21 protein-coding genes and 1 riboswitch are annotated in these 23,732 nt (G+C 72.6%); of the genes, 7 read left to right on the top strand and 14 right to left on the bottom strand.

Annotated elements, in window-relative coordinates:
- Positions 1-77 precede the first annotated feature (77 nt).
- From OG245_RS17985 to OG245_RS17960, 6 genes are all read right to left on the bottom strand, one after another.
- Positions 78-533 (bottom strand): tellurite resistance TerB family protein, encoded by a 456-nt coding sequence (locus OG245_RS17985; protein ID WP_215110340.1) that lies wholly within the window; start codon positions 531-533, stop codon positions 78-80.
- 164 nt (positions 534-697) lie between these two features.
- On the bottom strand, positions 698-2,029 hold the full coding sequence (locus OG245_RS17980) for a cation:proton antiporter (RefSeq protein ID WP_371624526.1): 1,332 nt from the start codon (positions 2,027-2,029) through the stop codon (positions 698-700).
- Between the two features lie 2 nt (positions 2,030-2,031).
- Entirely contained in the window at positions 2,032-2,502 is a 471-nt protein-coding gene (locus tag OG245_RS17975) for a cation:proton antiporter regulatory subunit (RefSeq protein WP_371624525.1), read from the bottom strand.
- Positions 2,503-2,789: 287 nt separating this feature from the next.
- Positions 2,790-3,146 carry a winged helix-turn-helix domain-containing protein gene (locus OG245_RS17970; protein ID WP_371624524.1) on the bottom strand — a complete coding sequence of 119 codons (357 nt, stop codon included), beginning with the start codon at positions 3,144-3,146 and terminating at the stop codon, positions 2,790-2,792.
- Positions 3,143-3,718 carry a hypothetical protein gene (locus OG245_RS17965; protein ID WP_371624523.1) on the bottom strand — a complete coding sequence of 192 codons (576 nt, stop codon included), beginning with the start codon at positions 3,716-3,718 and terminating at the stop codon, positions 3,143-3,145. The genes OG245_RS17970 and OG245_RS17965 overlap by 4 nt, the downstream gene beginning before the upstream one ends.
- 77 nt (positions 3,719-3,795) lie before the next feature.
- Positions 3,796-4,362 carry a flavoprotein gene (locus OG245_RS17960; protein ID WP_371624522.1) on the bottom strand — a complete coding sequence of 189 codons (567 nt, stop codon included), beginning with the start codon at positions 4,360-4,362 and terminating at the stop codon, positions 3,796-3,798.
- 150 nt (positions 4,363-4,512) lie between these two features.
- Here OG245_RS17960 and OG245_RS17955 point away from each other — a divergent pair, with 150 nt between their 5' ends.
- Positions 4,513-5,157, top strand: a complete 645-nt coding sequence (locus OG245_RS17955; RefSeq protein ID WP_371624521.1) for a dihydrofolate reductase family protein — start codon at positions 4,513-4,515, stop codon at positions 5,155-5,157.
- A gap of 84 nt (positions 5,158-5,241) precedes the next feature.
- Here OG245_RS17955 and OG245_RS17950 read toward each other — a convergent pair whose 3' ends face one another.
- Positions 5,242-6,225, bottom strand: a complete 984-nt coding sequence (locus OG245_RS17950) for a VOC family protein (protein WP_371624520.1) — start codon at positions 6,223-6,225, stop codon at positions 5,242-5,244.
- A 70-nt stretch (positions 6,226-6,295) separates the two neighbouring features.
- Positions 6,296-6,796, bottom strand: coding sequence for an HAD domain-containing protein (locus OG245_RS17945; RefSeq protein WP_371624519.1), 501 nt, complete (start codon positions 6,794-6,796; stop codon positions 6,296-6,298).
- Positions 6,797-6,990: 194 nt separating this feature from the next.
- Here OG245_RS17945 and OG245_RS17940 point away from each other — a divergent pair, with 194 nt between their 5' ends.
- The gene (locus tag OG245_RS17940) at positions 6,991-8,106 is read left to right on the top strand and encodes a hypothetical protein (protein ID WP_371624518.1); all 1,116 of its coding nucleotides are present in this window, start codon (positions 6,991-6,993) and stop codon (positions 8,104-8,106) included.
- A gap of 199 nt (positions 8,107-8,305) precedes the next feature.
- On the opposite strand, the gene OG245_RS17935 is transcribed toward OG245_RS17940, so the two are convergent.
- From OG245_RS17935 to OG245_RS17925, 3 genes are all read right to left on the bottom strand, one after another.
- On the bottom strand, positions 8,306-8,980 hold the full coding sequence (locus OG245_RS17935; protein ID WP_371624517.1) for a hypothetical protein: 675 nt from the start codon (positions 8,978-8,980) through the stop codon (positions 8,306-8,308).
- Positions 8,977-10,200 carry an AAA family ATPase gene (locus OG245_RS17930; protein ID WP_371624516.1) on the bottom strand — a complete coding sequence of 408 codons (1,224 nt, stop codon included), beginning with the start codon at positions 10,198-10,200 and terminating at the stop codon, positions 8,977-8,979. The genes OG245_RS17935 and OG245_RS17930 overlap by 4 nt, the downstream gene beginning before the upstream one ends.
- A 163-nt stretch (positions 10,201-10,363) precedes the next feature.
- The gene (locus tag OG245_RS17925) at positions 10,364-11,485 is read right to left on the bottom strand and encodes a cobalt-precorrin-5B (C(1))-methyltransferase (RefSeq protein WP_371624515.1); all 1,122 of its coding nucleotides are present in this window, start codon (positions 11,483-11,485) and stop codon (positions 10,364-10,366) included.
- Positions 11,486-11,501: 16 nt separating this feature from the next.
- Between OG245_RS17925 and OG245_RS17920 the strand changes: the two genes are divergently transcribed.
- The gene (locus OG245_RS17920; RefSeq protein WP_371624514.1) at positions 11,502-12,263 is read left to right on the top strand and encodes a cobalt-precorrin-6A reductase; all 762 of its coding nucleotides are present in this window, start codon (positions 11,502-11,504) and stop codon (positions 12,261-12,263) included.
- Positions 12,264-12,331: 68 nt separating this feature from the next.
- On the opposite strand, the gene OG245_RS17915 is transcribed toward OG245_RS17920, so the two are convergent.
- From OG245_RS17915 to OG245_RS17905, 3 genes are read right to left on the bottom strand one after another with little or no spacing between them, the layout of a single operon-like run.
- On the bottom strand, positions 12,332-13,885 hold the full coding sequence (locus OG245_RS17915; protein WP_371624513.1) for a precorrin-2 C(20)-methyltransferase: 1,554 nt from the start codon (positions 13,883-13,885) through the stop codon (positions 12,332-12,334).
- A complete protein-coding gene (locus OG245_RS17910) occupies positions 13,885-14,511 on the bottom strand; it encodes a precorrin-8X methylmutase (protein ID WP_371624512.1) in 627 nt (208 codons plus the stop codon). Before OG245_RS17910 ends, OG245_RS17915 begins: the two co-directional genes overlap by 1 nt.
- 55 nt (positions 14,512-14,566) lie before the next feature.
- A complete protein-coding gene (locus OG245_RS17905) occupies positions 14,567-15,937 on the bottom strand; it encodes a cobalamin biosynthesis protein CobG (RefSeq protein WP_371624511.1) in 1,371 nt (456 codons plus the stop codon).
- A gap of 358 nt (positions 15,938-16,295) precedes the next feature.
- Positions 16,296-16,375, top strand: a riboswitch (cobalamin riboswitch).
- 117 nt (positions 16,376-16,492) lie between these two features.
- On the opposite strand from OG245_RS17905, the gene cobN reads away from it, so the two are divergent.
- The 4 genes from cobN (at position 16,493) to OG245_RS17885 (ending at position 23,730) form a co-directional block, all read left to right on the top strand.
- Complete coding sequence (gene cobN / locus OG245_RS17900) at positions 16,493-20,098, top strand: cobaltochelatase subunit CobN (RefSeq protein ID WP_371624510.1); 3,606 nt, start codon at positions 16,493-16,495, stop codon at positions 20,096-20,098.
- 73 nt (positions 20,099-20,171) lie between these two features.
- Positions 20,172-21,347: a hypothetical protein gene (locus OG245_RS17895; RefSeq protein WP_371624509.1), complete on the top strand. Its 1,176-nt coding sequence runs from the start codon at positions 20,172-20,174 to the stop codon at positions 21,345-21,347.
- An 87-nt stretch (positions 21,348-21,434) separates the two neighbouring features.
- Complete coding sequence (locus OG245_RS17890) at positions 21,435-21,896, top strand: hypothetical protein (RefSeq protein WP_371624508.1); 462 nt, start codon at positions 21,435-21,437, stop codon at positions 21,894-21,896.
- Between the two features lie 7 nt (positions 21,897-21,903).
- Positions 21,904-23,730, top strand: a complete 1,827-nt coding sequence (locus tag OG245_RS17885) for an alpha/beta hydrolase (RefSeq protein ID WP_371624507.1) — start codon at positions 21,904-21,906, stop codon at positions 23,728-23,730.
- The last annotated feature ends 2 nt before the right edge of the window (positions 23,731-23,732 follow it).

Genomic DNA, 23,732 nt, shown 5'->3' with positions numbered 1-23,732 from the left:
CCGGCCTGCCGGTGGGGACGGGGGCGCGGGCCGGTGGTCGGCAGGCCCGCGCGACCGCACCGGCGGTCCGGCGGGTCCTACAGGTCGAATTCGTGCGGCGGCAGGTCGAGCGCGAAGCACGCCTCCCGCACGACGGCCTGCTCGGACGGGTCGAAGTCGCCGTCGGCGCCGCCGATGACGATGCCGATCTGGACCACGGCACGGGCCTCGGTGGGCTTCTTCTTCGCCTTGGCGATCTCCTGGAGCACGCTGACCTTGCCGAACGCGAAGTCGGCGGTGAGCTGGTCGACGTAGGCGTTGAAGCGGCGCTGCAGGTCGTCGGCGGGGAAGTTCCGCAGGACGTCGTTGGTCGAGATGAGCGTCGCGACGCGCTGGCGCTCCGACGGGTCGATGGAGCCGTCGGCGGCGGCGACGAGAGCGCACATGGCCATGCTCGCGTCCCGGAACGACCCCGACTTCAGGTCGTTCTTCTTCGCCTCCAGCTGCGTCTGCATCGATGACGCGGATTCCTTGATGCGGTCCCACAGAGCCATGACGTCTCCCTACGTTGCGGTGCGAATCCGGACCGGAAACCGGTGTAACTCTACAGTGGTGTAGAGGTGGGCGGCGGGTGTCCCCATCCCACGACGAAGCGAAGCCCCCGGACGCGCTGAAGGCGTCCGGGGGCTTCGTCGTGGGATGGGGGCGGAGGAGGCGGCTAGTCGCGCGTCTCGCCCGCCGGTTCGGGTGTGAGGTCGTCGTGCGAGGCAAGCCGGCGCTCGGGAGCGGACTTCGCGACGGGCTCGTTGTCGGCGCCACCCGTGCCCGTACCCGTACCCGTACCCGTACCCGTGTCCGTGTCCGTACCCTTGCCCGTCCCCTTTCCGTCCCCGCCGCCGCGCCGGGCCTCGATCTTCGCCGCGAGGGGCTGCGTCCACCGGGCGGTGAGCGGGCCGACGATGACGAGGATCAGGACGTACGCGGTGGCGATGGGGCCGATGCGCGGCTCGGTGGCCACGGCCAGACCGGCGATGACGATGGAGAACTCACCGCGCGCCACGAGGGTGCCGCCCGCCCGCCAGCGGCCGCGCGAGCCGACTCCGGCGCGCCGGGCCGCGTAGTAGCCGGTGGCGATCTTGGTGAAGGTGGTGATGATGGCCAGCAGGGCCGCGGGCAGCAGTACCGGCGGGATGTCGGCCGGGTTGGTGGAGAGCCCGAAGAAGACGAAGAACACGGCGGCGAACAGGTCCCGCAGCGGGGTGAGCAGCTTGCGCGCGCCCTCGGCCACCTCGCCGGAGAGCGCGATGCCGACGAGGAACGCGCCGACGGCCGCGGACACCTGGAGCTGCTGGGCGACGCCGGCCACCAGGACGGTGAGGCCGAGGACGACCAGGAGCAGCATCTCCGGGTTGTCGGAGGAGACCGCGCGGCTGATCAGGCGGCCGTGGCGGAGCGCCAGGTAGAGGACGAGTCCGACGGCCCCGAGCGCGATCACGAGCGCGAGGCTGCCGCCGGCCAGACTGACCCCGGCGAGCATGGCCGTGAGCAGCGGCAGGTAGATCGCCATCGCCAGGTCCTCCATGACGAGGACGCCGAGGATGACCGGGGTTTCGCGGTTGCCGAGCCGGCCGAGATCGGTCATGACCTTGGCGATCACGCCGGACGACGAGATCCAGGTGACTCCGGCGAGCGCGACCGCGCCGACGGGGCCCCAGCCGAGCATCAGGGCCGCGACCGCGCCGGGCGTCGCGTTGAGCACGAAGTCCACGGCGCCGGAGGGGTATTGCGTCTTGAGGCTGTGGACCAGCTCGGACGCGCTGTACTCGAGCCCCAGCAGGAGCAGCAGCAGGATGACGCCGATCTCGGCGCCCACCATCGTGAACTCTTCGCTGGCCTTGAGCGGAATCAGCCCTCCGTGCCCGAACGCCAGCCCGGCGAGGAGGTAGAGCGGGATCGGGGAGAGGCCTATCCGCCCGGCGAACCGCCCCACGAGCCCCAGCCCGAGGATGACGGCTCCCAGCTCCACCAGCAACGCAGTCGTGTCATGCACGGTCAGCCCTCCGCAATGATCTCGGAGAGCGCGTCGACGCCCTCACGCGTACCGACGGCGACGAGCGTGTCCCCGATGGCCAGTCGAAAATCCGGTTCCGGCGACGGGTGCGCGCTGTGGGTGCGCAGCACCGCCACGATGGACGCCCCGGTCCGTGTCCGTGCCCGCGTCTCCCCCAGCAGCCGCCCGCCGTACGGGGAGCGGGACCCGAGCGGGATGTGCTCGGTGACGAGGTCGATGCCATCGGTCCGTACGGCGTCGATGGGCGCCGGATCGATGAGGTGCGCGAGCGCGGTGGCCTCGGTCGTCGTCAGAGGGACGGAGAGTTGGCACGAATCAGGATCGTCCTGTTCGTAGAACCCGATGAACCGGCGACCGTCGTGGTGGACGACGACCGAAATGTGCTGGCCCGTCTCGGTGGTGAAGTCGTACTGAGCGCCCACTCCGGGCAGTGACGTGCGGCGGGTTCCCATGGCTTCCTCCCGAGATGCGCGGCGGCGCGCGCGCACTTGGCGATCTCTTTATTCGGCCATTACCTTATCGGGCAGCGAAATTTCGTCGACGGGACGCAGCCGTGGGCCGTGCAGGGGCGGTGTTGACGGGCCCACTGACTGGCCCGCGCGGACCGGCCCACTGACTGGGCCCGCGGACCGGCGCGCCGGCCGTCCACTCTGACGCCCCCCTGCCGTGGTCGGTCTCGCCGCCTCGCCGCCCTGGCCGGAAATCGCCCCCTCGACGTCCGCGCACGGGGGCGGCGGTGCTACGCGCCGACCGAGCCCGCCGCGCGCCGAGAGGCGTCCACCAGGTCCTGGAGCGCCGCGAGGTGCCGGGCCAACGCCTGTCGCCCGGCAGGAGTGAGGGACAGCCAGGTCCGGGGCCGCTTGCCGACGTGCCCCTTGCGTACGTGGAGGTAGCCCGCGGCCTCCAGTGCGGAGGCGTTCTTGCTGAGGGCCGAGTCGGAGACCTGGCACCCGTCGCGCACGGCGGCGAACTCGGCCTCGTCGCAGGCGGAGAGGAAGGCGACGAGGGCCAGCCGGGTCGGATGGTGGATGACGCCGTCCAGTGCGGGGGGCTCGTCCTGCGCGGGTCTGTCGCTCCGGCCGGCTCTGCCGCTCACGCGAGATCCCGCAGAGCACGCCGGATGGCCGCGTTACGAAGGAGGCAAGCGCCCCAGACGCCGAGCCCCCATACTCCGAACACGCCGATCTGGGTGGCGGCTTGGCTCGCCCCGGCCGCCCAGCAGGTGATTCCCGCGATTGCCCCGGCCGCGAGGACGACGGGCAGGACAACCCGGCTCCGCCGCAGTCGCGAGGACCAGGACCGCGCCACCAGGACCCCGGCCCCCCGCCGGGCGGCCCGCGCGAGCGCGACGACGACGCCGAGCCCGAGCACCGACACGAGCAGCGCGATCACCGTCGCGGCTCCACCCCGGCCGTCGCTCCAGGCCCGCACCACGCTCGGCCCCACCAGGGCGACCGCGGCGGCCGGCCCGTACCAGGCAGGCGTCATGCCCGCCCGGAGCCCGGCCCGCTGCTGCGCCAGCCGTACGTCGCTCAGCGCGCCGGCCGCGTACTCCGCCGAGGCGTCGGGGCGGCCGGTCTCGTTCTCCCGCGACGGCGAGGGGAGCGGCGAAGAGGGCATGGGCATGCGGGGGCCTTCCGGGGCGCGGGTGAGCTGCTGACTCGTCATGATGGCATGTACTTTCCCTGGAGGAAAGTACTTTCCTCCAGGGTGCAGCGCTCTCGCCGGACCCCGGCCGCAGGCGTTCAGGTCCCCGCGGAGAGTCCGGGCGCGAGCAGCTCCAGGGCGTCCTCCCACGGAAAGGGCGCCGCTGCACCGGACTTGGGTGTGTGCGGTGTACGGGTGCTGACGAGGACGCCCATGCCGCGCAGCCTCCGCAGGCTCTCGACGTACGCGGGGTGCGCGGCGAGGGCGGAGTTCACCGCCGGGAGGACGGCGGTGGGGACGCCGAGCCCGTACGCCTCGCAGAGGATGCCGAGGGCCAGGGTGTCCGAGATCCCGGCCGCCCACTTGTTGATGGTGTTGAACGTGGCGGGCGCGACGGCGATGGCATCCGGGTCGGGCAGCGGGCGCGGGTCGCCGGGGGAGCGCCAGGCGGAGCGGACCGGGTATCCGGTCCGGGCCTCGACGGCCGCCGGGTCGAGGAACCCGAGCCCCTGCGGTGTGGCGACGACGCCCACCTCCCAGCCGGCGTCCTGGGCGGCGGTGAACAGCAGGTCGACGTCGCGGGCGACCCCGGCCGCGCAGACCACGACGTACAGGAACGGCTTACGGGCCGGGCGGCCGGACTGATCGCTCACGAGGACTCCCATGGATCGCTGAGGCGCGTGCGGTGTGGTGAGGTGAGGAAGAGGAGGGGAACGGAGGGGCGGAGAGAGGTGATCTCTGCCCTCGACCGATGAGTTTTCCCTCCCCGGGGAGTCTCACCACCGTCGTTGACCGCACAGAAGCAGGAGAAGCCCGTGCCCCAGCTGCTGAGAGTCCAGAACTTCACGGTGTCGAGCGACGGTATCGCCGCCGGCGAGGAGCAGTCGCTGGAGCGGCCGTTCGGTCACGTCGACCCCGAGCGGCTCTTCTCCTGGGCCGGGGCGACGGCGAGCTGGCCGAACCGCACGGAACCGGGTGGGACCCGGGGCCTGGACGACTACCTCACGCGGGACTTCGCCCACAACATCGGCGCCGAGATCATGGGGCGCAACAAGTTCGGCCCGCAGCGCGGCCCGTGGGAGAACCACGAGTGGCAGGGCTGGTGGGGAGAGGAACCCCCCTTCCACACCCCGGTGTTCGTGATGACCCACCACAAGCGCCCGACGCTCACCCTGTCGGACACCACGTTCCACTTCGTCGACGGCGACCCGGCGACCGTCCTCGACCAGGCGCGGGAAGCGGCGGACGGCAAGGACGTGCGGCTCGGCGGCGGAGTCACCACGGTCCGTGAGTTCCTCGACGCCGGACTGGTCGACACCCTGCACGTGGCGGTCGCGCCGGTGGAGCTGGGCACGGGCCTGCGCCTGTGGGAGTCGCCCGACGAGCTGCTCGACCGGTACCACCTGGAGGTCGTTCCGAGCCCGAGCGGCATGACGCACCACCTGTTCTGGCGGAGGTGACGGCGGGGGCGGCCGAATCCTCCTGCTGCTTCTGCCTCTTCTGCGCGGGGGTCGTGGCCGGACGAGGCGGTTGATCGGGCCGCATCAACCCGCGCGGAAGACGACCGCCGTGCCGAGCGCCACCTTCGCCGGTACGAAGAAGTCGCCGGTCGGTGTTTCCCGCACCGGGATGTCGTTGCGGTGGAGCAGGTCCCGGGCCAGGGGCAGGTCGCGCACCGTCACGGTGTACGCCACCAGAGCCGGGAGCTCGGGCAGTTCCTCGCCTGGCAGGGTCGTCGGCAGGGCCGACTTCGGGATGATCTTCAGCGCCGCCCCGTCGAGATCGAAGATCAGGGCCTCGCGCTCCTGACGAGGGTGGCGTCCCAGGTAGGTCGCGTACCGGTGACGCGTGGCGGCCAGATCCTCGTCCGCCACGCACAGCGTCGCCTCGGCCAGGCCCGTCGCCCCGTTGGGATGGTCCAGGTGGCGTGCGGACTGGATGCCCGGGTCGAGATCGGCGACGATGCCCACCCTGCCCTCCGGGACGGTTCCGGCACCCGGGCCCGTGCCCGGCTCCCGCACGTCGTCGATCTCCAGGTAGCGGATGGTCTCGACCGGGGAGTCGGCTCCCGAAGGCGCCGCCCGCCGTACGGTGTTGACCCCACCGTGCCGTACGCCCACGGCCGTCAGACGCGCGGCCGCCTCGTCGATGGCGGGCGACGAGAACATGAGGATGTGCAGGCCCTGGAAACGATCGAGGTAGGCGGCCAGATGGGCGCTCGTCTCCCCGATCCGCTCCACCAGCTGCTCCAGCACCTCCGCCGGGGCCTCCAGGGGGACGAGGCGCGTATCGGCGGGCAGACGTCCGGGGCCGTCCACGCAGGTCGCGAGTTCGAGGAAGGAGTCCGGGAAGTCGGCGTGCGTATTGGCCGCCCCGAAGGGCTCGGGCGCCGCGCCTTCGCTCCGCGGCATCGTCGGACAGCTCGGCGGCGGCACGACGAAGCCGAGCCGCCCGTACAGGGCGCTCGCCTCGGCCAAGTCCCGGACGATGTGGCCCACGTGGTGGAGACGCGTCGTGTCGTGTGACATGAGGTTTACCGTAACTGGTGTGGTGACAAGCGGTGTTGTGGTGACGCGCGTCGTCGCCGATGCCCCGCTCTCACCAGCTCAGCAGCGTTCTCACCGTCTCCTCCGTCAGCCCCTGCGCCGGGTCCGTGGCGACCAGCAGCGTCGGTGCCGTACGGAGTTCGGCCCATTCCCGGGCTTCCGGGGTGTGCGCGTCGTCCACCCAGGCGGTCGGGCGGTCCCCCGCGAAGGCCGCGATCGGCGGCACCTTCTCCGCCGGAGCGAAAGGGACCGGAGGGAAGCGGACCACCGGCAGGCGGGGGAGGCCGAGGAACGGGGCCAGGTAGGTGTTCGCCTCGTCCTCCCAGCCGGTGGCCCAGGCCAGGTCGAAGCGGCCCGCGAGGAGCGCGAGCCACGGGGCGTGCGCGTCGTTCAGGCGGACCGGGGGGTCGTCGTCGGGGAAGAGGCCGTGCTCGCGGTAGCCGGGTGGGCAGGTCGGGGCGGCGAAGGGGTTCAGTACGCCGTCCACGTCCAGGAGGAGCAGGGGACGCGGGGGATACGGATGCGTCCCGGGTGTGTGGTCGTCCTCGCGCATGCGACCACGGAATCAGTAAGTCACCTGGTCGAGTGGGGTGTTCCGCATTCTGGTCCGCGCGCCTTCCCGGCTGCGGTACGGTGATCGCGTCATCACGCTCTGTGTGTACCCGCGCATGGGGCGGCCCCCGGTGGTGTATCGAGCACCGAGCCGAGGGCCTTCACCCAACTAGTGGAAACGCGAGTCCCACCGGGATGCTTTGGCATGCTATCGCGCCCTCTCGGCGCTACACGAAGGCTTCGCACGACGTCGTGCGTCATCCGCGTCTGTGCAGTGACGCGAAGGTTCTGATTCTCTACGTTCAGGGGTTGCCGGACGGCTGTACGGATCTGGCGTTGTCCGAGCATGCCAGGAAGCTGGGCATCAGGGGGCGGGCGTTCCAGCGGGCCAAGGAGCAGTTGGTCCTGTGCGGGTTCGTGCATGAGCGCCGGGTCTGCGGGGAGCGTGGGCGCTGGGCCACGCAGCAGTTGTTCGCCAACGTGCCGTTGGCCGAGGCCGAGGTCGTCGCCGTGTGGTGCGACGCGGGTGTCGGCGTGGGTGTCGCCTCGTCTCCGAGTGCGCGGTTTCCGACCGTCGGCCGGCCGGGGTCCCGGACCGTCGGTCATCAACTACCGGTAGACGAAGAACGGGCGAAGAACACTTCCCACCCACCCACCGAACCCCCGGACATCGAAGCGGTCACGGAAGCGGTCACGGAGGCAGTCGCCGACGCGGCATCGGTGTTGGGGCCGTTGACGGCTGAAGAAGCCTACGCGGAGCAGGTGTTGCTGTCGCTGCGGCACGCGAGTCACGGACTCCGCCTCGGTGTCGCCGAGGCTCGTTCGCTGGTCGCGCAGGCGGTGGAGTGGCTGCGGCGCGGAGTCTCCGGAGGTGAGCTGCGGCGGGTGCTGAGCAGCAATCTTCCGCAGGACGGGGTCCGGTGTGCCGTGGGGTTCCTGCGGCACCGGCTGGAGCAGAAGATGCCCGAAGCCGCCGCCCCCGTACTCGCTGTCGAGCCGGTGCGCCCGCCCTCGGAACCGACGCCCCCGCCCCCGCCTGCCGTTCCCCGATACGTCGCGCCCCTCGTCACCTGCGCGGGGCCCGGGACCGAGCACGTCTTCCGGGCCATGGGCGAGGAGACCGAGTGCCCGGACTGCCAGCAGGCCGCCGCCTGGGCCCGCTGGGCCGAGCGCCGGGCCGCGGACCTCGGCGTCGACCTCGCTGACGACGCGGCGGCCGCCGTGGAGGCCGGACGCGATCCGGACGGGTGGCGGGGGCGGCTGGCTGCCGCGGCGGCTGCGGGGCTGCCCGGGGAAGCCGGGGCTTCGTAGCGGGCTGCCCCGCGACCGGCAGGAACTCGTGGGCCGATCATGCGTTCGGGCCGAGTGCGGTCTTCCGAGCCCCGCGATCAACTGGTGTGTGAGGCCATCTCCTGTGTCCATGCGTAGCCGAGGGCCTGGCCCGGCGGTACGCGTGCGAGAAGGCCCAATGAGGGGCAGGCGGCCGAGCGGTCCCGGTTCAGGGGCGAGGTCAGCGGCCTGGTGGGCGGGGAACCTTCCAGTCGCGGATGTCCGCGATGAAATCCTGGTAGGAACGATTCGACCCCTTGGGCTCGGTGAGCAGCCCCTTCGCCAGAGCCGCCGATACGATCTCCGGGCCGTCGCTCTCCCTGAAGCGTGGGCTCGTGAGGAGACCTTCGAGATCTTCCTTGGGGTTCTGGCGACGCCCGCTGTCCTTGCCTTTCCACGTCGCTGGAATCTTCCAGGATGCCCGGTGGAGCGTGAACGCCTCGGGAAAGAGAAGGAGCCACGCTTCGGACTCGGCGGCGGCCAGCGCGTATACGGATGAGGAGTCGCCGGACGCCTTGCCCAGCGCGGCCGAGACAGACTTTCGCGCGGTGTCGTAAGCAGGGCCGGGGCAGGCATCCATGTCCTCGTGCACGGCGATCCCGACGAACTCGCCGGCTTTCAGACGGGCTTTCCCGCGTGCCTTGCTGACCAGGCTGTTGGCTGCCGTGACCAGTTCAGCGCCCGACTTCTTCCGAAGGCGTACCGGATCGGTGATCTCGGTGAGGGTGACGGCGGCAGCAAGGGCCGGGTGGGCGGCCTTGATGAACGCGGCCAGCATGCGACGGTCGTTCGCGCTTTCGCCCGCGAGCACGACGATGCCCCGGCCGGACGGCTTCGATATCCGCCTGCGATTCACAGCTCGTCCTCTGTCAGGTCGCCCCCCAGCACTCCGGAGAACCACAGTTCGCCGAGTGGCTGGTCGCCTGTCTCCGCAACGATCGTCTGGATCTCGGCCGTTGTCAGGGCGGGAATGATCGAGGCCCCGTCCTCGTCCCGGTCGCACACGATGAATTCGTGAGGCTCCAGTCTGTCGACGAGTGCGGGAGAGTGGGTCGCCACGATGAACTGCGTTCGCGCCGAGGCTTCCCTCATCCGTTCCACGATGAGCTCGAGAGCTTGAGGGTGCAGGCCGTGGTCGATCTCTTCGACGCACGTCAGGGCCGGGGGCTGAGGGTCGTAGAGCATGGCCAGGAGACCCAGAAGCCGTACGGTCCCGAACGAGGCGTCGGCCAGCGGCGTGGGTCGGCGCAGGCCGCGTTCGCGAAGCACCACCGCCAGGCGATCGGCGAAGCCCCCGACCTGTTCGAACTCGATGGCATCCAGCTGCGGAAGAATGCGGCGGGCATCGTGCGTCAGATGTTCCCAGCGTTCTTCGTCGGTGCTGAGCTGGATCAGGAATGCTGCGAGGTTCTTCGCGTGCGGCTCCAGTCGGCCGGCTTTGATCGAGTGCGTGCGTGTCGGCTGTCGAGCAGCCGTGACGTCCACGTCGAAGACCCTGAAGGATGACAAGCGCTCGGCGACCCTCGCCACTTCCTCCCCACCGTCCGACCGTCCCAGCCGAGGCAGGGTGGACAGGCCACTGCTCAGCCGTTGGATACCGAACTTGCCTCCGTCGGACTCACGGCCCGCCCGCTCGTTCACTACTCGGGCCTCATCGCCGGAAATCTTGATCCGGCGGCCCCGGCCCTGAGTGCGCTTGAACTGAAAGCTCTCTTGGCGTGACAAGGTGTAGGAATCGCTGCGGCCAGGCAGGGAGCGCCTGCGAATGGTCAGCGAGTACTCGTCAGGGGCTTTCGCGCTCGCATGCGTGGTCCAGTCCGCTGTGAGGCGAATCGCCAGGGACGTGGGCGGTTTCTCGCCCCCCCAGAAGGCCACTTCGTCGAATCCGCCGCACTCGTCGAGCGCCGGCTGCAGGTCAGTCCGGATGATCGCGGCAAGGAAGTCGAACACCTTGAGTACGTTCGACTTGCCCACCCCGTTGGGGCCTACCAGGACGGTGAGCGGTCCGAGAGGGATCGTCACATCACGAAGGCTGCGGAAGTTTTCGACGTGTAGTTCCAGAAGACGGCCGGACATGGGATGAACCTATCGGGTAGCAGATCGCCGGGCGGCGTAAGTGCCCTGAGGGAACAGCGTCCAGTCTGATGCGCCCAGGTCGCAACGGCTTGTGTGCAGCGTAGACCGTGCGGCTGACACACCTTCGATCGTGCGGAGCGTCGGAGCCCGTCGCTCCGCCGCCCTACCCCCGCCCCACCACCACCCCCGCCCGGTCGATGCAGATCACGTCGACCGCGACCGGCGCGCCCCGCAGCACGGCGAGGGCTTCGTCGCGGGCCCGTGACGCCACCAGGTCGCCCAGCGGGACGCCCGCCGCCTCGCACAGGCGCAGGGCCTCCAGGCCCGTGTTGGCGGTGGCGATCCGGGAAGCCAGGTCCTCGTCCGCCCCGCCCGTCCGGGCCAGGCCGGCCAGGAAGGGCTTGTCGACCTGGGAGCGGGCCGAGTGGAGGTCGAGGTGGCCCGCGGCCAGTTTGGAGAGCTTCGCGAAGCCGCCGCAGATCGTGAGGCGGGCGACGGGGTGGCGGCGTACGTATTTCAGGACCGCGCCCGCGAAGTCGCCCATGTCCAGCAGCGCGATGTCCGGCAGGCCGTACTCCGACACCACCGTCCTCTCCGACGTCGAGCCCGTGCAGCCCGCCACATGGGTCAGGCCCGCCGCCCGCGCCACGTCCACGCCCCGGCGGATCGAGTCGATCCACGCCGAGCAGGAGTACGGGACCACCACCCCCGTGGTGCCCAGGATCGACAGGCCGCCCAGGATGCCGAGCCGGCCGTTCCACGTCGAGCGGGCGATCTCCTCGCCGTGGTCGACCGAGACCGTGATCTCCACGTCCCCCGTCCCGCCGTGCTCCGCCGCCACCCGCTCCACGTGCTCGCGCATCAGCCGGCGCGGGACCGGGTTCACCGCGGGCTCGCCGACGTCCAGCGGCAGGCCGGGGAGGGTGACCGTGCCCACGCCCGGGCCCGCCCGGAACACCACACCGGAACCGGGAGGCAGTCTCCGTACGGTCGACCGGACCAGTGCCCCGTGCGTCACGTCCGGGTCGTCGCCCGCGTCCTTCACCACTCCGGCGGTCGCCACTTTCTCGTCCGGCCCGGCCGTCAGCTCCTCCACCGCCAGCGCGAACGCCGGTGTCTGGCCCTTCGGCAGGGTGATGGTCACCGGGTCCGGGAAGTCGCCGGTCAGCAGGGCCGTGTACGCGGCGGTCGTCGCCGCCGTCGCACAGGAGCCGGTCGTCCAGCCGGGGCGCAGGCCGGTGTGTTTGAGTTGGGCACTGCGACCGCCCCGCGCCTCAGCGTTCATGAGAGAGTCCGTTCCGATGCTGCCTGTTCTGCCCGTGCATGTTCTCGTTCTGGGGGGTACGACCGAGGCGCGGCGGCTGGCCGAGCACCTGGTCGCCCATCACCCGGGGGTCCGGGTCACCACCTCGCTCGCCGGGCGCGTCGCCTCGCCGAAGCTGCCGCCGGGTGACGTGCGCGTCGGCGGGTTCGGAGGGGCCGAGGGGCTCGCCGCCTGGGTCCGCGAGCACGGTGTGGACGCCGTCGTCGATGCCACCCACCCCTTCGCCGCGACCATGAGCCGGAACGCGGCCGAGGCCGCCGCACAGGCCCATGTTCCCCTCCTCGCCCTCCGCCGGCCCGGCTGGGTCGCCCTCGACGGCGACCGCTGGCACACCGCCGGAACGCTCGCCGAGGCCGCCGGACTGCTGCCCGCGCTGGGTGAGCGGGTCTTCCTCACCACCGGGCGGATGGGGCTCGCCGCCTTCGCCGGTGCGGGACTCGACGCGTTGTGGTTCCTCGTGCGGTCCGTAGACGCGCCGGAGCCGCCCTGTCCGGCCCGGATGGAGGTGCTGCTCGACCGGGGGCCGTTCGATCTCCCCGGGGAGCGCGAGCTCATCCGCCGCCATCGGATCGATGTGCTCGTCACCAAGGACAGCGGTGGGGACGCCACCGCCCCCAAGCTCACCGCCGCCCGCGAGGCCGGGATTCCCGTCGTCGTGGTCCGGCGGCCACCGGTACCGGAAGGGGTGCCGGTGGCCCGTACGCCCGATGAGGCCGCTCGGTGGGTACGCCGGCTCTAGGGTGTGTTTCGAAAGCAGCGCCGTCCGCCCGGAGGGTCGCCGAGCAGGCGGGACTTTCGAAACACGCCCTACGCCTCCGGGTAGCGGCGCGGCGTCCACACGACGGACCGGCCGGCGCCGGAACCGCCCCGCTCCACCCACCGGGTCTGCGACGAGCCCACGATCAGCAGCGTCCGCATGTCCACCTCCGCCGGGTCGACGTCGGCCAGCCGCACCGTCCGCACGCTCTCCGCCGGGCCGCCCACATCGCGCGCCAGCACCACCGGGGTGTCCGGCGACCGGTGCTCCAGGAGCAGGTCGCGGGCCTTGCCGACCTGCCACGTACGGGACCGGGAGCCCGGGTTGTACAGGGCCAGCACCAGGTCCGCCGAGGCCGCCGCGCGCAGGCGCTCCGCGATGACCTCCCACGGCTTGAGCCGGTCCGAGAGGGAGATCGTGGCGTAGTCGTGGCCCAGCGGCGCACCCGCGCGGGCCGCCGCCGCGTTGGCCGCGGTGACGCCGGGGAGGACCCGTACGGGGATGTCCGCGTACGCGTCCTGCGAGGCCACCTCCAGGACCGCCGTCGCCATCGCGAAGACCCCGGGGTCACCGCCCGAGACCACCGCGACCCGGTGACCCCGCCGCGCCAGGTCCAGCGCGAACTCGGCGCGCTCCGACTCCACCTTGTTGTCCGAGCCGTGCCGCGCCTGGCCCGGACGGACCGGCACCCGGTCCAGATAGGTCGTGTAGCCGACCACGGCGTCGGCCGAGGCGAGGGCTCCGCGGGTCTCCGGCGTCAGCCACAGCGGGCCCGCCGGGCCGGTGCCCACGACCACGACCTCGCCGTCGGCCCTTCCGGAGGGGCGCGGCGCGTCGACCCGGCTCGGCAGCACCGCGACCGAGAAGTACGGGACGGACGCCGGGTCGATGTCCGCCAGGTCGCCCGTGCGCTCCCCGGCCATCGTCGCCCGCTCCACGTACCGCGCCTCCGCGAGCCGCCCCGACGCCTCGAACGCCCCGCGCACCGCCGGGAACGTCCGCCCCAGCTTCATCACCACCGCCGTGTCCGTGGCGGCGAGACGGGCCGTCAGCTCCTCCTCCGGGAGGGTGCCGGGGAGGATCGTCAGGATCTCCTCGCCCTCGACCAGCGGGGTGCCGAGGCGGGCCGCCGCCGCGCTGACGGACGTCACGCCCGGGATGACCTCGGTGGTGTAGCGGTCGGCCAGGCGCTTGTGCATGTGCATGTACGAGCCGTAGAACATCGGGTCGCCCTCGGCGAGCACCGCGACCGTCAGGCCCGCGTCCAGATGCGCCGCGAGACGGGCCGCGGCCTTCTCGTAGAACTCCTCCAGCGCGCCCCGGTAACCGCCCGGGTGGTCCGTGGTCTCCGTCGTGACGGGGTAGACCAGGGCCTCCTCGATGTGGTCGGGCCGCAGGTGCGCCGCCGCGATGGACCGGGCGATCGAGCGGCCGTGCCGGGCGCTGTGGTAGGCGACGACGTCGGCCTCGCCGATGGCCTGGACGGCCCGCAGCGTCATCAGGTCCGGGTCGCCGGGGCCGAGCCCGACACCGTAGAGCCTGCCGGCGCCGGTGCCGCCGCCACGCGTGATCCCGCTCTTGATCCCGTTCACTGGAGTGGTCACTACTCTTCCTCGCTCGCGATGGCGTTGAGCGCCGCCGCCGCTATCGCGCTGCCGCCGCGCCGGCCCCGGACGATCAGGTGCTCCAGGCCCGACGGGTGCGCGGCCAGGGCCTCCTTGGACTCCATCGCGCCGACGAAGCCGACCGGGACGCCGATGACGGCGGCCGGGCGCGGGGCGCCCTCCTCGATCATCTCCAGCAGCCGGAACAGGGCGGTCGGGGCGTTGCCGACCGCGACCACCGCCCCCTCCATCCGGTCCCGCCACAGCTCCAGGGCCGCCGCGCTGCGCGTGGTCCCCATCTTCGCGGCCAGCTCCGGCACGGACGGGTCGGACAGCGTGCACACCACGTCGTTGTCGGCGGGCAGCCGCTTGCGGGTGACCCCGCTGGCCACCATCGCCACGTCGCAGAGGATCGGCGCACCGGACCGCAGGGCCGCGCGGGCGTCGGCCACGGCGTTCGGCGAGAAGGCGAGGTCCGATACGAGGTCGACCATGCCGCAGGCGTGGATCATCCGGACGGCGACCTGGCTCACGTCGGCGGGCAGCCCGGCCAGATCCGCCTCCGCGCGGATGGTGGCGAAGGACTGGCGGTAGATCGCCGGTCCGTCCTTCTCGTACTGGTGCACAGTGCTGTCGCTTTCTTCTGCCGGTGTAGCCGGTATGGGGGAGGGGGAAGTGTGCTCAGGCGCGGGCCGCGGCCACCGCCGCGGCGAGTGCCGCCGGGTCGTTCCGGACCGCCGCCCGGGGGGCACGGTGTTCGCCCCGCACGTGCGAGATCCGGTGTCCGTCGGGCGTGACGACCACGTCGATCCACTCCCCGTGGGGGTGGCCGCAGCGGCGTTCGCACCCGGACCAGTACACAGGGAGCCGCCCGACCGGCCCGACAGCGGCCCCCGCTTCGGCCCGGACGTCGGACAGCGACTTCGCGCAGCCGGGGTGGCCGATGCAGGCTCCGACGCCGGTCCACGGGGAGACCGGGCCGGTGATCAGCCCGGCCGCCGCCAGCGTGTCCAGCGCCTCGGCCGCGGGCCCGGACCGCCCGGAGGAGCCGGACTGGCCGAAGGGGCCGGGGACGATGATCCCGCGCCACGGGGTGAGCCGCAGCTCGTTCCCGTACCGCCGGGCCGTCCCGGTGAGCAGCCGCCACTGGGCGGGGGCGAGCCGGCCCAGCGGCACACCGACGCTGATCGCGGTCACGGTCGCGGTCACTGGTGCTGCTGCCGCTGCCGGGGACGTGGTCGCTGTCGCTGTCGTGGGCGTGCTGGTGCCCGGTGCGGTGACCGGGCCCGGGGCCGGGCCCCTCGCCGTACGCGGACGGGGGCGGTGGGCCGTCGGGCCCGCCGTCGCCCCGACGGTGCGGACCAGCGCGGCGCGTACGTCCTCGGGCAGGTCCTTCACGCGCCACGCGCCGGAGTCCCGGGCGGCGCGGAGGAACGCCTCGGCGGCCAGGAGCGCGGCGCGCGGCCCGTCCGCCGACGGCAGCCGGAACACCTCGTCGGCGGCCCCGACCCGCAGGAGGCAGTCGTCGTCCTCCACGATCAGCGTCACGTCCGCGCCCAGCGCGTCCACGTCGCCGCGGCCGGAGTCCAGGGCGAAGAGGAAACGGCCGGAGAGCGCGGCGGCGGCGGGCGACCCGCACACCAGGCCGTCCAGCTCGGACAGCCAGCCGCCGACCGAGGGCGATCCGTCGAGTCCGGCGAGCGGCGAGGCCACGATGTTGCGGGCCCGTTCGTGCGCGGCCGACGGCAGCAGCCCGGCGGCGCCGAGCAGTTCGGCCGGACCGCCGCCGCACTCCGCGTCGAGGCCGCGCAGCTGGACGTTGCCCCGCGAGGTGAGATGCAGCTCACCGTCCCCGAAGCGGCCGGCCGCCGTGAGCAGCGCGTCCGCCCGGTCCGGGCTCAGCACCCCGCCGGGGACGCGTACCCGGGCCAGCGCACCGTCGTCGGCCCGGTGCAGCCGCAGTGTCCCCGGGCAGGCGTCGCCGCCGTCGCGGGGGGATGTGCCGCCCACGGAAAGGGGCGAGGGGGCGGAATCGGGCATGGCGGCGAGCATACCGACCGGGCCGGTCCCGTCGGTGGGCTCGCTCCTGTGACCTGCGGGACAGCGGGCGGGGCCGGCCTCCGGGGCACGGGTTGCCGGCCTGCGGACACGGACACGGTGGAGCCGGCCCTCGGGGCAGGGACGGAGCCAGGCCCTCGGGACAGGGCAGGGCAGGACCTCGGGACAGGGGACAGGGCAGGCCCCCGGGACGCGGACCGGGCAGGCCCGCTGGTCAGCGGGGTGAGGGTGAGCCGTCGCGCTCCGGCCCCGTGATCATCACCGCACCCCCGCCCCCTGCCCCCGTCGCCCTCCGCCGCTTAGGATGCAGGCGGTGGTCCGTTCAGGCCGCCATCGCCAGACGGCGACAGGGGAGGAAGCCCGGTGAGATTCCGGCGCGGTCCCGCCACTGTGAGCACGGCCGCCACCACCGGCCGGGCGAGTCAGGAACTCCCTTCCCCGAGCGCCCGGTTTCCGGACCGGACGCGACGCCCGGCCCCCGAGCCGGACGTGGGGAGACCCTCCGACACCGCCCGGGGCGTGGACACCCCGAGGAAGGCCTGACGCAGCATGATCCTGCTCCTGTCGACGTCCGACACCGACCTCCTGAGCGCCCGCGCTTCCGAGGGACCCGTCAGCTACCGGTACGCCAACCCCTCCCGCGTCCCCCTCGACGGGCTGCCGGACCTCCTGGACGGCGTCGACCTCGTCGTCGTACGCCTCCTCGGCGGGGTACGGGCCTGGCAGGAGGGGCTGGACGCGGTGCTGGTCACCGGCCGCCCGGTCGTCGTGCTGACCGGTGAGCAGGCCCCCGACGCCCAGTTGATGGCCGCCTCCACCGTGCCGATCGGCATCGCCGCCGAGGCGCACGCCTACCTCGCGCACGGCGGGCCCGCCAACCTGGAGCAGCTGGCCCGGTTCCTCTCCGACACCGTGCTGCTGACCGGCCACGGCTTCGAGCCGCCCGCCCCGGCCCCCGCGTGGGGAGCGCTGGAGCGGGAGGCCCGTGAGGTGGCCGAGGGCGCGCCGACGGTCGCCGTCCTCTACTACCGCGCCCACCACATGAGCGGGAACACCGCGTTCATCGACGCGCTGTGCACCGCCGTGGAGGACGCCGGAGCCCGGCCGCTCCCGCTGTACGTCGCCTCCCTCCGTACGCCGGAGACCGAGCTGATCGACGCGCTCCGCGCCGCCGACGCCATCGTGACCACCGTCCTCGCGGCGGGTGGCACCAAGCCCGCCGAGGCGTCGGCCGGCGGCGACGACGAGTCGTGGGACGCGGGCGCGCTCACCGGGCTCGACGTACCGATCCTCCAGGCGCTCTGCCTCACCAGCCCGCGCAGCGCCTGGGAGGAGAACGACGAGGGCGTCTCCCCGCTCGACGCGGCCACCCAGATCGCGGTGCCGGAGTTCGACGGCCGGCTGATCACCGTCCCCTTCTCCTTCAAGGAGATCGACGAGGACGGGCTCCCGGCGTACGTCGCCGACGCCGAGCGCGCGGCCCGGGTCGCCGGGATCGCCGTGCGGCACGCGAAGCTGCGGAACATCCCGAACGCGGAGAAGCGCATCGCGCTCGTGCTCTCCGCCTACCCGACCAAGCACTCCCGGATCGGCAACGCGGTCGGCCTCGACACGCCCGCCAGCGCTGTGGCGCTGCTGCGGCGGCTGCGCGCCGAAGGGTACGACTTCGGCCCCGAGGCCGACATCCCGGGGCTGGTCTCCGGCGACGGCGACGAGCTGATCTACGCGCTGATCGAGGCGGGCGGCCACGACCAGGAGTGGCTGACCGACGAGCAGTTGGCGAAGAACCCGGTCCGTATCCCGGCCGCCGACTACCGCCGCTGGTTCGCCACGCTCCCCGAGGAACTGCGCACCTCCGTGGAGGAGCACTGGGGCCCGGCACCCGGCGAGATGTTCGTCGACCGGTCGGCCAACCCGGAGGGCGACATCGTCCTCGCGGCCCTGCGGCGCGGCAACCTCCTCATCCTCATCCAGCCGCCGCGCGGCTTCGGCGAGAACCCGATCGCGATCTACCACGACCCCGATCTGCCGCCCTCGCACCACTACCTGGCCGCCTACCGCTGGATCGCCGCCCGCGCCGACGACAACGGCTTCGGCGCCGACGCCATGATCCACCTGGGCAAGCACGGGAACCTGGAGTGGCTGCCCGGCAAGAACGCGGGCCTCTCCGCCGCCTGCGGCCCCGACGCCGCCCTCGGCGATCTCCCGCTGGTCTACCCGTTCCTGGTCAACGACCCGGGCGAGGGCACGCAGGCCAAGCGGCGCGTCCACGCCACGCTGATCGACCACCTGGTGCCGCCGATGGCCCGCGCCGACAGCTACGGCGACATCGCCCGGCTGGAGCAACTGCTCGACGAGCACGCCCAGATCGCCGCGATGGACCCGGCGAAGCTGCCCGCGATCCGCGCGCAGATCTGGACGCTGATCCAGGCCGCGAAGCTCGACCACGACCTCGGCCTGGAGGACCGGCCGGAGGACGAGGGCTTCGACGACTTCATCATGCATCTCGACGGCTGGCTCTGCGAGATCAAGGACGTCCAGATCCGCGACGGGCTCCATGTGCTGGGCAACCCGCCCGCCGGGAACGACCGGGTCAACCTCGTCCTCGCCGTCCTCCGCGCCCGCCAGATCTGGGGCGGCACGGCCTCGCTGCCGGGGCTGCGCGAGGCGCTCGGGCTCGACGAGTCGGCCGCCACCCGCACCGCTGCCGACGAGATCGAGGAGCAGGCCCGCGCGCTCGTCCAGGCGATGGACGACGCCGGCTGGGACCCGGCCGCCGTCGCCGGGGTCGCCGCGGGTCTGCCGGACGCGGTGGCCGACATCCTCACCTTCGCGGCCACCGAGGTCGTCCCGCGCATGGCGGCCACGACCGACGAACTCACACACGCCGTACACGCGTTGAACGGCGGCTTCGTGCCGGCGGGCCCCTCCGGCTCCCCGCTCCGCGGCCTGGTCAACGTGCTGCCCACGGGCCGCAACTTCTACTCGGTGGACCCGAAGGCGGTCCCCTCGAAGCTGGCGTGGGAGACGGGCCAGGCCCTGGCCGACTCCCTCCTCACCCGCTACCGCACCGACAACGGCGACTGGCCCACCTCGGTCGGCCTCTCCCTCTGGGGCACGAGCGCGATGCGCACGGCCGGCGACGACATCGCCGAAGCCTTCGCGCTGCTCGGCATCCGCCCCGTCTGGGACGACGCCTCGCGCCGTGTGACGGGCCTGGAGCCCATCCCGTACGAGGAGCTGGGCCGTCCCCGGATCGACGTGACGCTGCGCATCTCGGGCTTCTTCCGCGACGCGTTCCCGCACACGGTCGGGCTGCTCGACGACGCCGTGCGGCTGGCCGCCTCGCTGGACGAGCCCGCCGAGCGGAACTACGTACGGGCGCACACCCAGGCCGACCTCGCCGAGCACGGCGACGAACGCCGGGCCACCACCCGCATCTTCGGCTCCCGCCCCGGCACCTACGGCGCGGGCCTCCTCCAGCTCATCGACTCCCGCGACTGGCGCACCGACGCCGACCTCGCGGAGGTCTACACGGTCTGGGGCGGCTACGCCTACGGCCGCGAGCTGGACGGCCGCCCGGCCCGCGAGGAGATGGAGAGCGCCTACAAGCGCATCGAGGTCGCGGCGAAGAACACCGACACTCGCGAGCACGACATCGCGGACTCCGACGACTACTTCCAGTACCACGGCGGCATGGTGGCCACCGTGCGCGCGCTCAAGGGCAAGGCCCCGGAGGCGTACATCGGGGACTCCACCCGGCCCGAGACCGTCCGCACGCGAACGCTCGTCGAGGAGACGTCCCGCGTCTTCCGCGCCCGGGTCGTCAACCCGAAGTGGATCGAGGCGATGCGCCGCCACGGCTACAAGGGCGCGTTCGAGCTGGCGGCCACCGTCGACTACCTCTTCGGGTACGACGCCACGACCGGCGTCGTCGCCGACTGGATGTACGACAAGCTCACCGAGACGTACGTCCTGGACCCGGAGAACCGGCAGTTCCTCCAGGAAGCCAACCCCTGGGCGCTGCACGGCATCGCGGAGCGCCTCCTGGAGGCCGAGTCGCGCGGCATGTGGGCCAAGCCCGACCCGGCGGTGCTGGACGCGCTGCGCCAGGTGTACCTGGAGACGGAAGGGAACCTGGAGGGCGAGGACTGACCTCGTCGTATTTCTTCCGCCTTCTTCCGCCGAACCCTGCCCCTGAGGGCCCCCGACCGGCACCATCGTGGTCATGGGGACAACGGGGCAGGGACCGGTCGGGCAGCAGGGCACCACTGAGGTCAACAGGCAGGCCGTGCAAGGGCGTTCGGCCCTACGCGGGCTCCTCGCCGGGCTACGCCTGACGGTCACCTCGGGAGCGGCCGGGGCGGCGGTCGCGGCCGTCGTGGTCGGCGTCATCCTGGAACGGGTCCCGGTCCTCCTCTCCGGCGGCGGCGTCCTGCTCCTCCTCGTCCTGATCGGTGTCGTCGCCGGGCGGCGGTCCCCGGGCCCCGGCGAGCCGCCGGTCACCCGGACCGCCCTCGCCCGGATCGAGGACCTGCGGGCGACGAGCGGCGAAACGGCCGACGTACCGGTGACGTTCCGGCTGACCGTGGCGCCGGAACCGGAGGACGGCCGGCCGGCGTACCGCGTGAAGTTCAGCCAGCACATCAACCTGGTCGACCTCCCCGTCTACCGGCCGCGCTCCATCGCCGTCGTGGAGTACCGCCCGGACGAGCCCTGGGACGTGCGGATCGTCACCCGCCCGGCCCCGGAGTGGAGCCGCCGGGCCGAGGAGGCGGAGATCGACTCCGCGCCCGAGTCCACGCTGGTGGTGAACCCCGGGCCGAGCGAGGGCTCCTGGTGCGTGCTGGTGCTCGTCACGTTCCTGGCGGGCGCGGCGCTGCTGGTGCTCCTCTTCCGGGGCGAGCTGTTCACGTCCGACGACGACACGGGGCACGCGTCGAAGCAGCCCTCCGCCACGTCGTCCGCCTCCTCCTCCCGGACGTTCACCTCGTCCACCACCGTCTCCGGGCCCTCCTCCTCGCTGCTGGTCCTCGGGCGGATGCGGGAGACGGCCACGGAGCTGGGGGCCCGCGTGGGGACCTCGGAGGTCACCGCGATCATCATCGAGGAGCGCCGCATGGAGATCCGCGGCGACTCCACCCGCCCGCCCGGCGAGACGGTGCACCTCCAGACGCTCCCGTACGAACTGTTCCCCGCTCTGGTCCACGAGGCCCGCACGACCCTGGGCGTACGCGACCCGAGGAGCTGGCGCATCGACGTGACGCCGCACGCGGGCACGGGAGTGGGCCCCCGGGTCCGGGTCACCGTGACCGGCGAGGAGGGCACCGCCCGCCTGGACGCGGACGCGACGGCCCGGATCCTGGAGCGGCGGCCGGTGGGGGAGACGGCGAAAGGCCGCTGACTCCGGGCGGTCCGGCTCTCCACAGGTCGTGCGCATCCACTTGATACGTTGCCCACCCGGTGGCTGCCGAACAAGGGGGAAACGCTCGTGGCATGGGACGAATGGGAGCGCCTGAAGGAGGACGCCTCCCAGCGCCAGGACGTCGGGACGCGGCTCAACCAGCACCCGGCGGGTGACGGGCCGGGCCCGGCGACGAGCGGCGTCACCGGCGGGGTGAAGTCCACCAAGAAGGCGTGGAACGACGCCGGCGCGGGCGTCGGGTCGCTCCGGGAGGGCATCGACCAGGCCGTGGGCAGGCTGTCGGACGGGCAGAAGGGCCTCGGCGCGGGCGAGGGCTGCCTGACCGCGGGGGCGCAGACCTCCGTGCACGCCTCGTGGGACCGCTACGTCAAGGCGCTCGGCAAGCGGTGCGACAGCGTCAAGAGCGTCCTGGAGAAGACCGGGCACGACCTGCTGCTGACCGACGAGGCCGTGCAGGCGGAGCTGGACAGCATCAGGACCGCGCACGCCGACACCCCCGCCGTCGGCGGCCGGAACGCGGGGAGGTGACGGTTCGGTGAACCTCCAGACGCTCAAGGAGCTCAAGCCGTCCGAGTGGGAGGAGGCGGCCGACGGATACCGCTCCACCGGTGACATGGCGGCCAAGTCCAAGGACCACCTGGAGAACGTCGTCACCGCCGGGATCCGTAAGTCCCTGCGGGGCGAGGCCGCCGACGCCGCCATCGCGGAGCTGAAGCGGGTCGCGGCCAACTTCCACTACACCCAGGTCCAGTGCGGCCTGCTCAGCGCCGCCCTGAACGGGTTCGCGCACGACATGGACGCGGCCCGCAAGAAGCTCCTGTCGGCGCTCGACGACGCGGGGGCCCGGAAGTTCCCGGTCGGCCCCGACGGAAGCGTCAGCTACCCGGAGGCCCAGCCGAAGAACGGCGTCGAGCTGCCGCCCAAGGGCGGTTCCACGAACGGGGCGACCGACCCCACCGCGCAGGCGGTCGGCCGTCAGGCGGCGAACCTCAACCCCAACCCGCACGCCGCCGCCGCCCAGGAGATCGCCGACCGGATCGCCGGGGCGCTCAAGGAGGCCACGGAGGCGGACGCGACATGGGCGCCCAAGGTCCGCGCGCTGACGGCGGACGACGACCTCACCGTCTCGGACGCCGACTGGAAGGACACCCGGTCGGACATGGAGGGCGTGCGGGACGCGGGCAAGGCGTACCTGGACGCGATCGGCGGGCCGCCGAAGGACGGCACCCCGAAGGCGAACGCCGCGTGGTGGGCGGGCCTCACCCCACAGGAGCGGGAGTCCTACCTGTCGCTCGACCCGGCCCTGGTGGGCAGGCTCGACGGCCTGCCCTCCGACATCAGGGACGAGGCGAACCGGGTCGTGCTCGACGAGACGCAGGCCGTGGCGCAGCTCCAGCTGAACAGCATTCCGAAGCCCCCGGCCAACGAGTGGACCTGGATCACCGCGGGCCGCTACCCGGTGAAGGTCCACACCGACGAGTGGATGGCCTGGGACCGGAAGCACGGGGACCAGTACCGGCAGCTGGAGACCTCGCTCAAGGGGATGAACTCCCTGCGGACCCGGTTCGACCAGACCGGCGAACGGGGGCTGCCGGAGGCGTATCTGCTCGGGTTCAGCGCCGAGGGCAACGGCCGGGCCATCGTGGCCACCGGCAATCCGGACACGGCCGAGCACCAGGCGGTGTACGTCCCCGGCACGACGGCGAACCTCGGCAAGGTCGAGGGCGACATCGACCGGATGACGCAGCTCTGGCGCCAGACCCAGGAGGCGGCGCCGGGAGCGAACGTCTCCACGATCACCTGGCTCGGCTACGACGCACCGCAGGACGTCGTGAAGGACGCCCCCTTCGAGCACTACGCCTACGACGGGGCGCCCGCGTACCGGCAGTTCATGGACGGCCTGGAAGCCTCGCACAGCGGCCCGGGCGAACCGCACCGCACGGCCGTCGGGCACTCGTACGGCACCACCCTGATCGGGGCGGCGGCGGAGAAGGGCGACCTCAACGCCGACGACGTGATCTTCGCGGGCAGTCCGGGCGTCAAGGTCGGGTCCGCCGAGGAGATGGACGTCCCGGAGGGACACGTGTGGAACCAGGAGGCGGACGGCGACGCGGTCCCCGACATCGGCCGCTGGGGCCACGGCGGCAGCCAGTGGTCCCTGGGCGGCGGCGTCTTCCTCATCCCCAGCGACGAGCCCTTCGGCGCCAACCAGATGAACACCGACGCCGAGGGCGGCGAGGGGCCGGGCGGCACCAAGGGGGTGGAAGGGCACAGCGGCTACTGGGACGAGTCCTCCACGGCGCTGAAGAACCAGGCGCTCGTCGTCGTCGGTGAATACGGTGACGTCACGAAGCCCGAGTGACC

The sequence above is a fragment of the Streptomyces sp. NBC_01116 genome (assembly GCF_041435495.1).
In the GTDB taxonomy this organism is placed as follows: Bacteria; Actinomycetota; Actinomycetes; order Streptomycetales; family Streptomycetaceae; genus Streptomyces.
The sequence above is the reverse complement of the archived record's forward strand: the minus strand, read 5'-3'. Positions and strand labels throughout refer to the sequence as shown.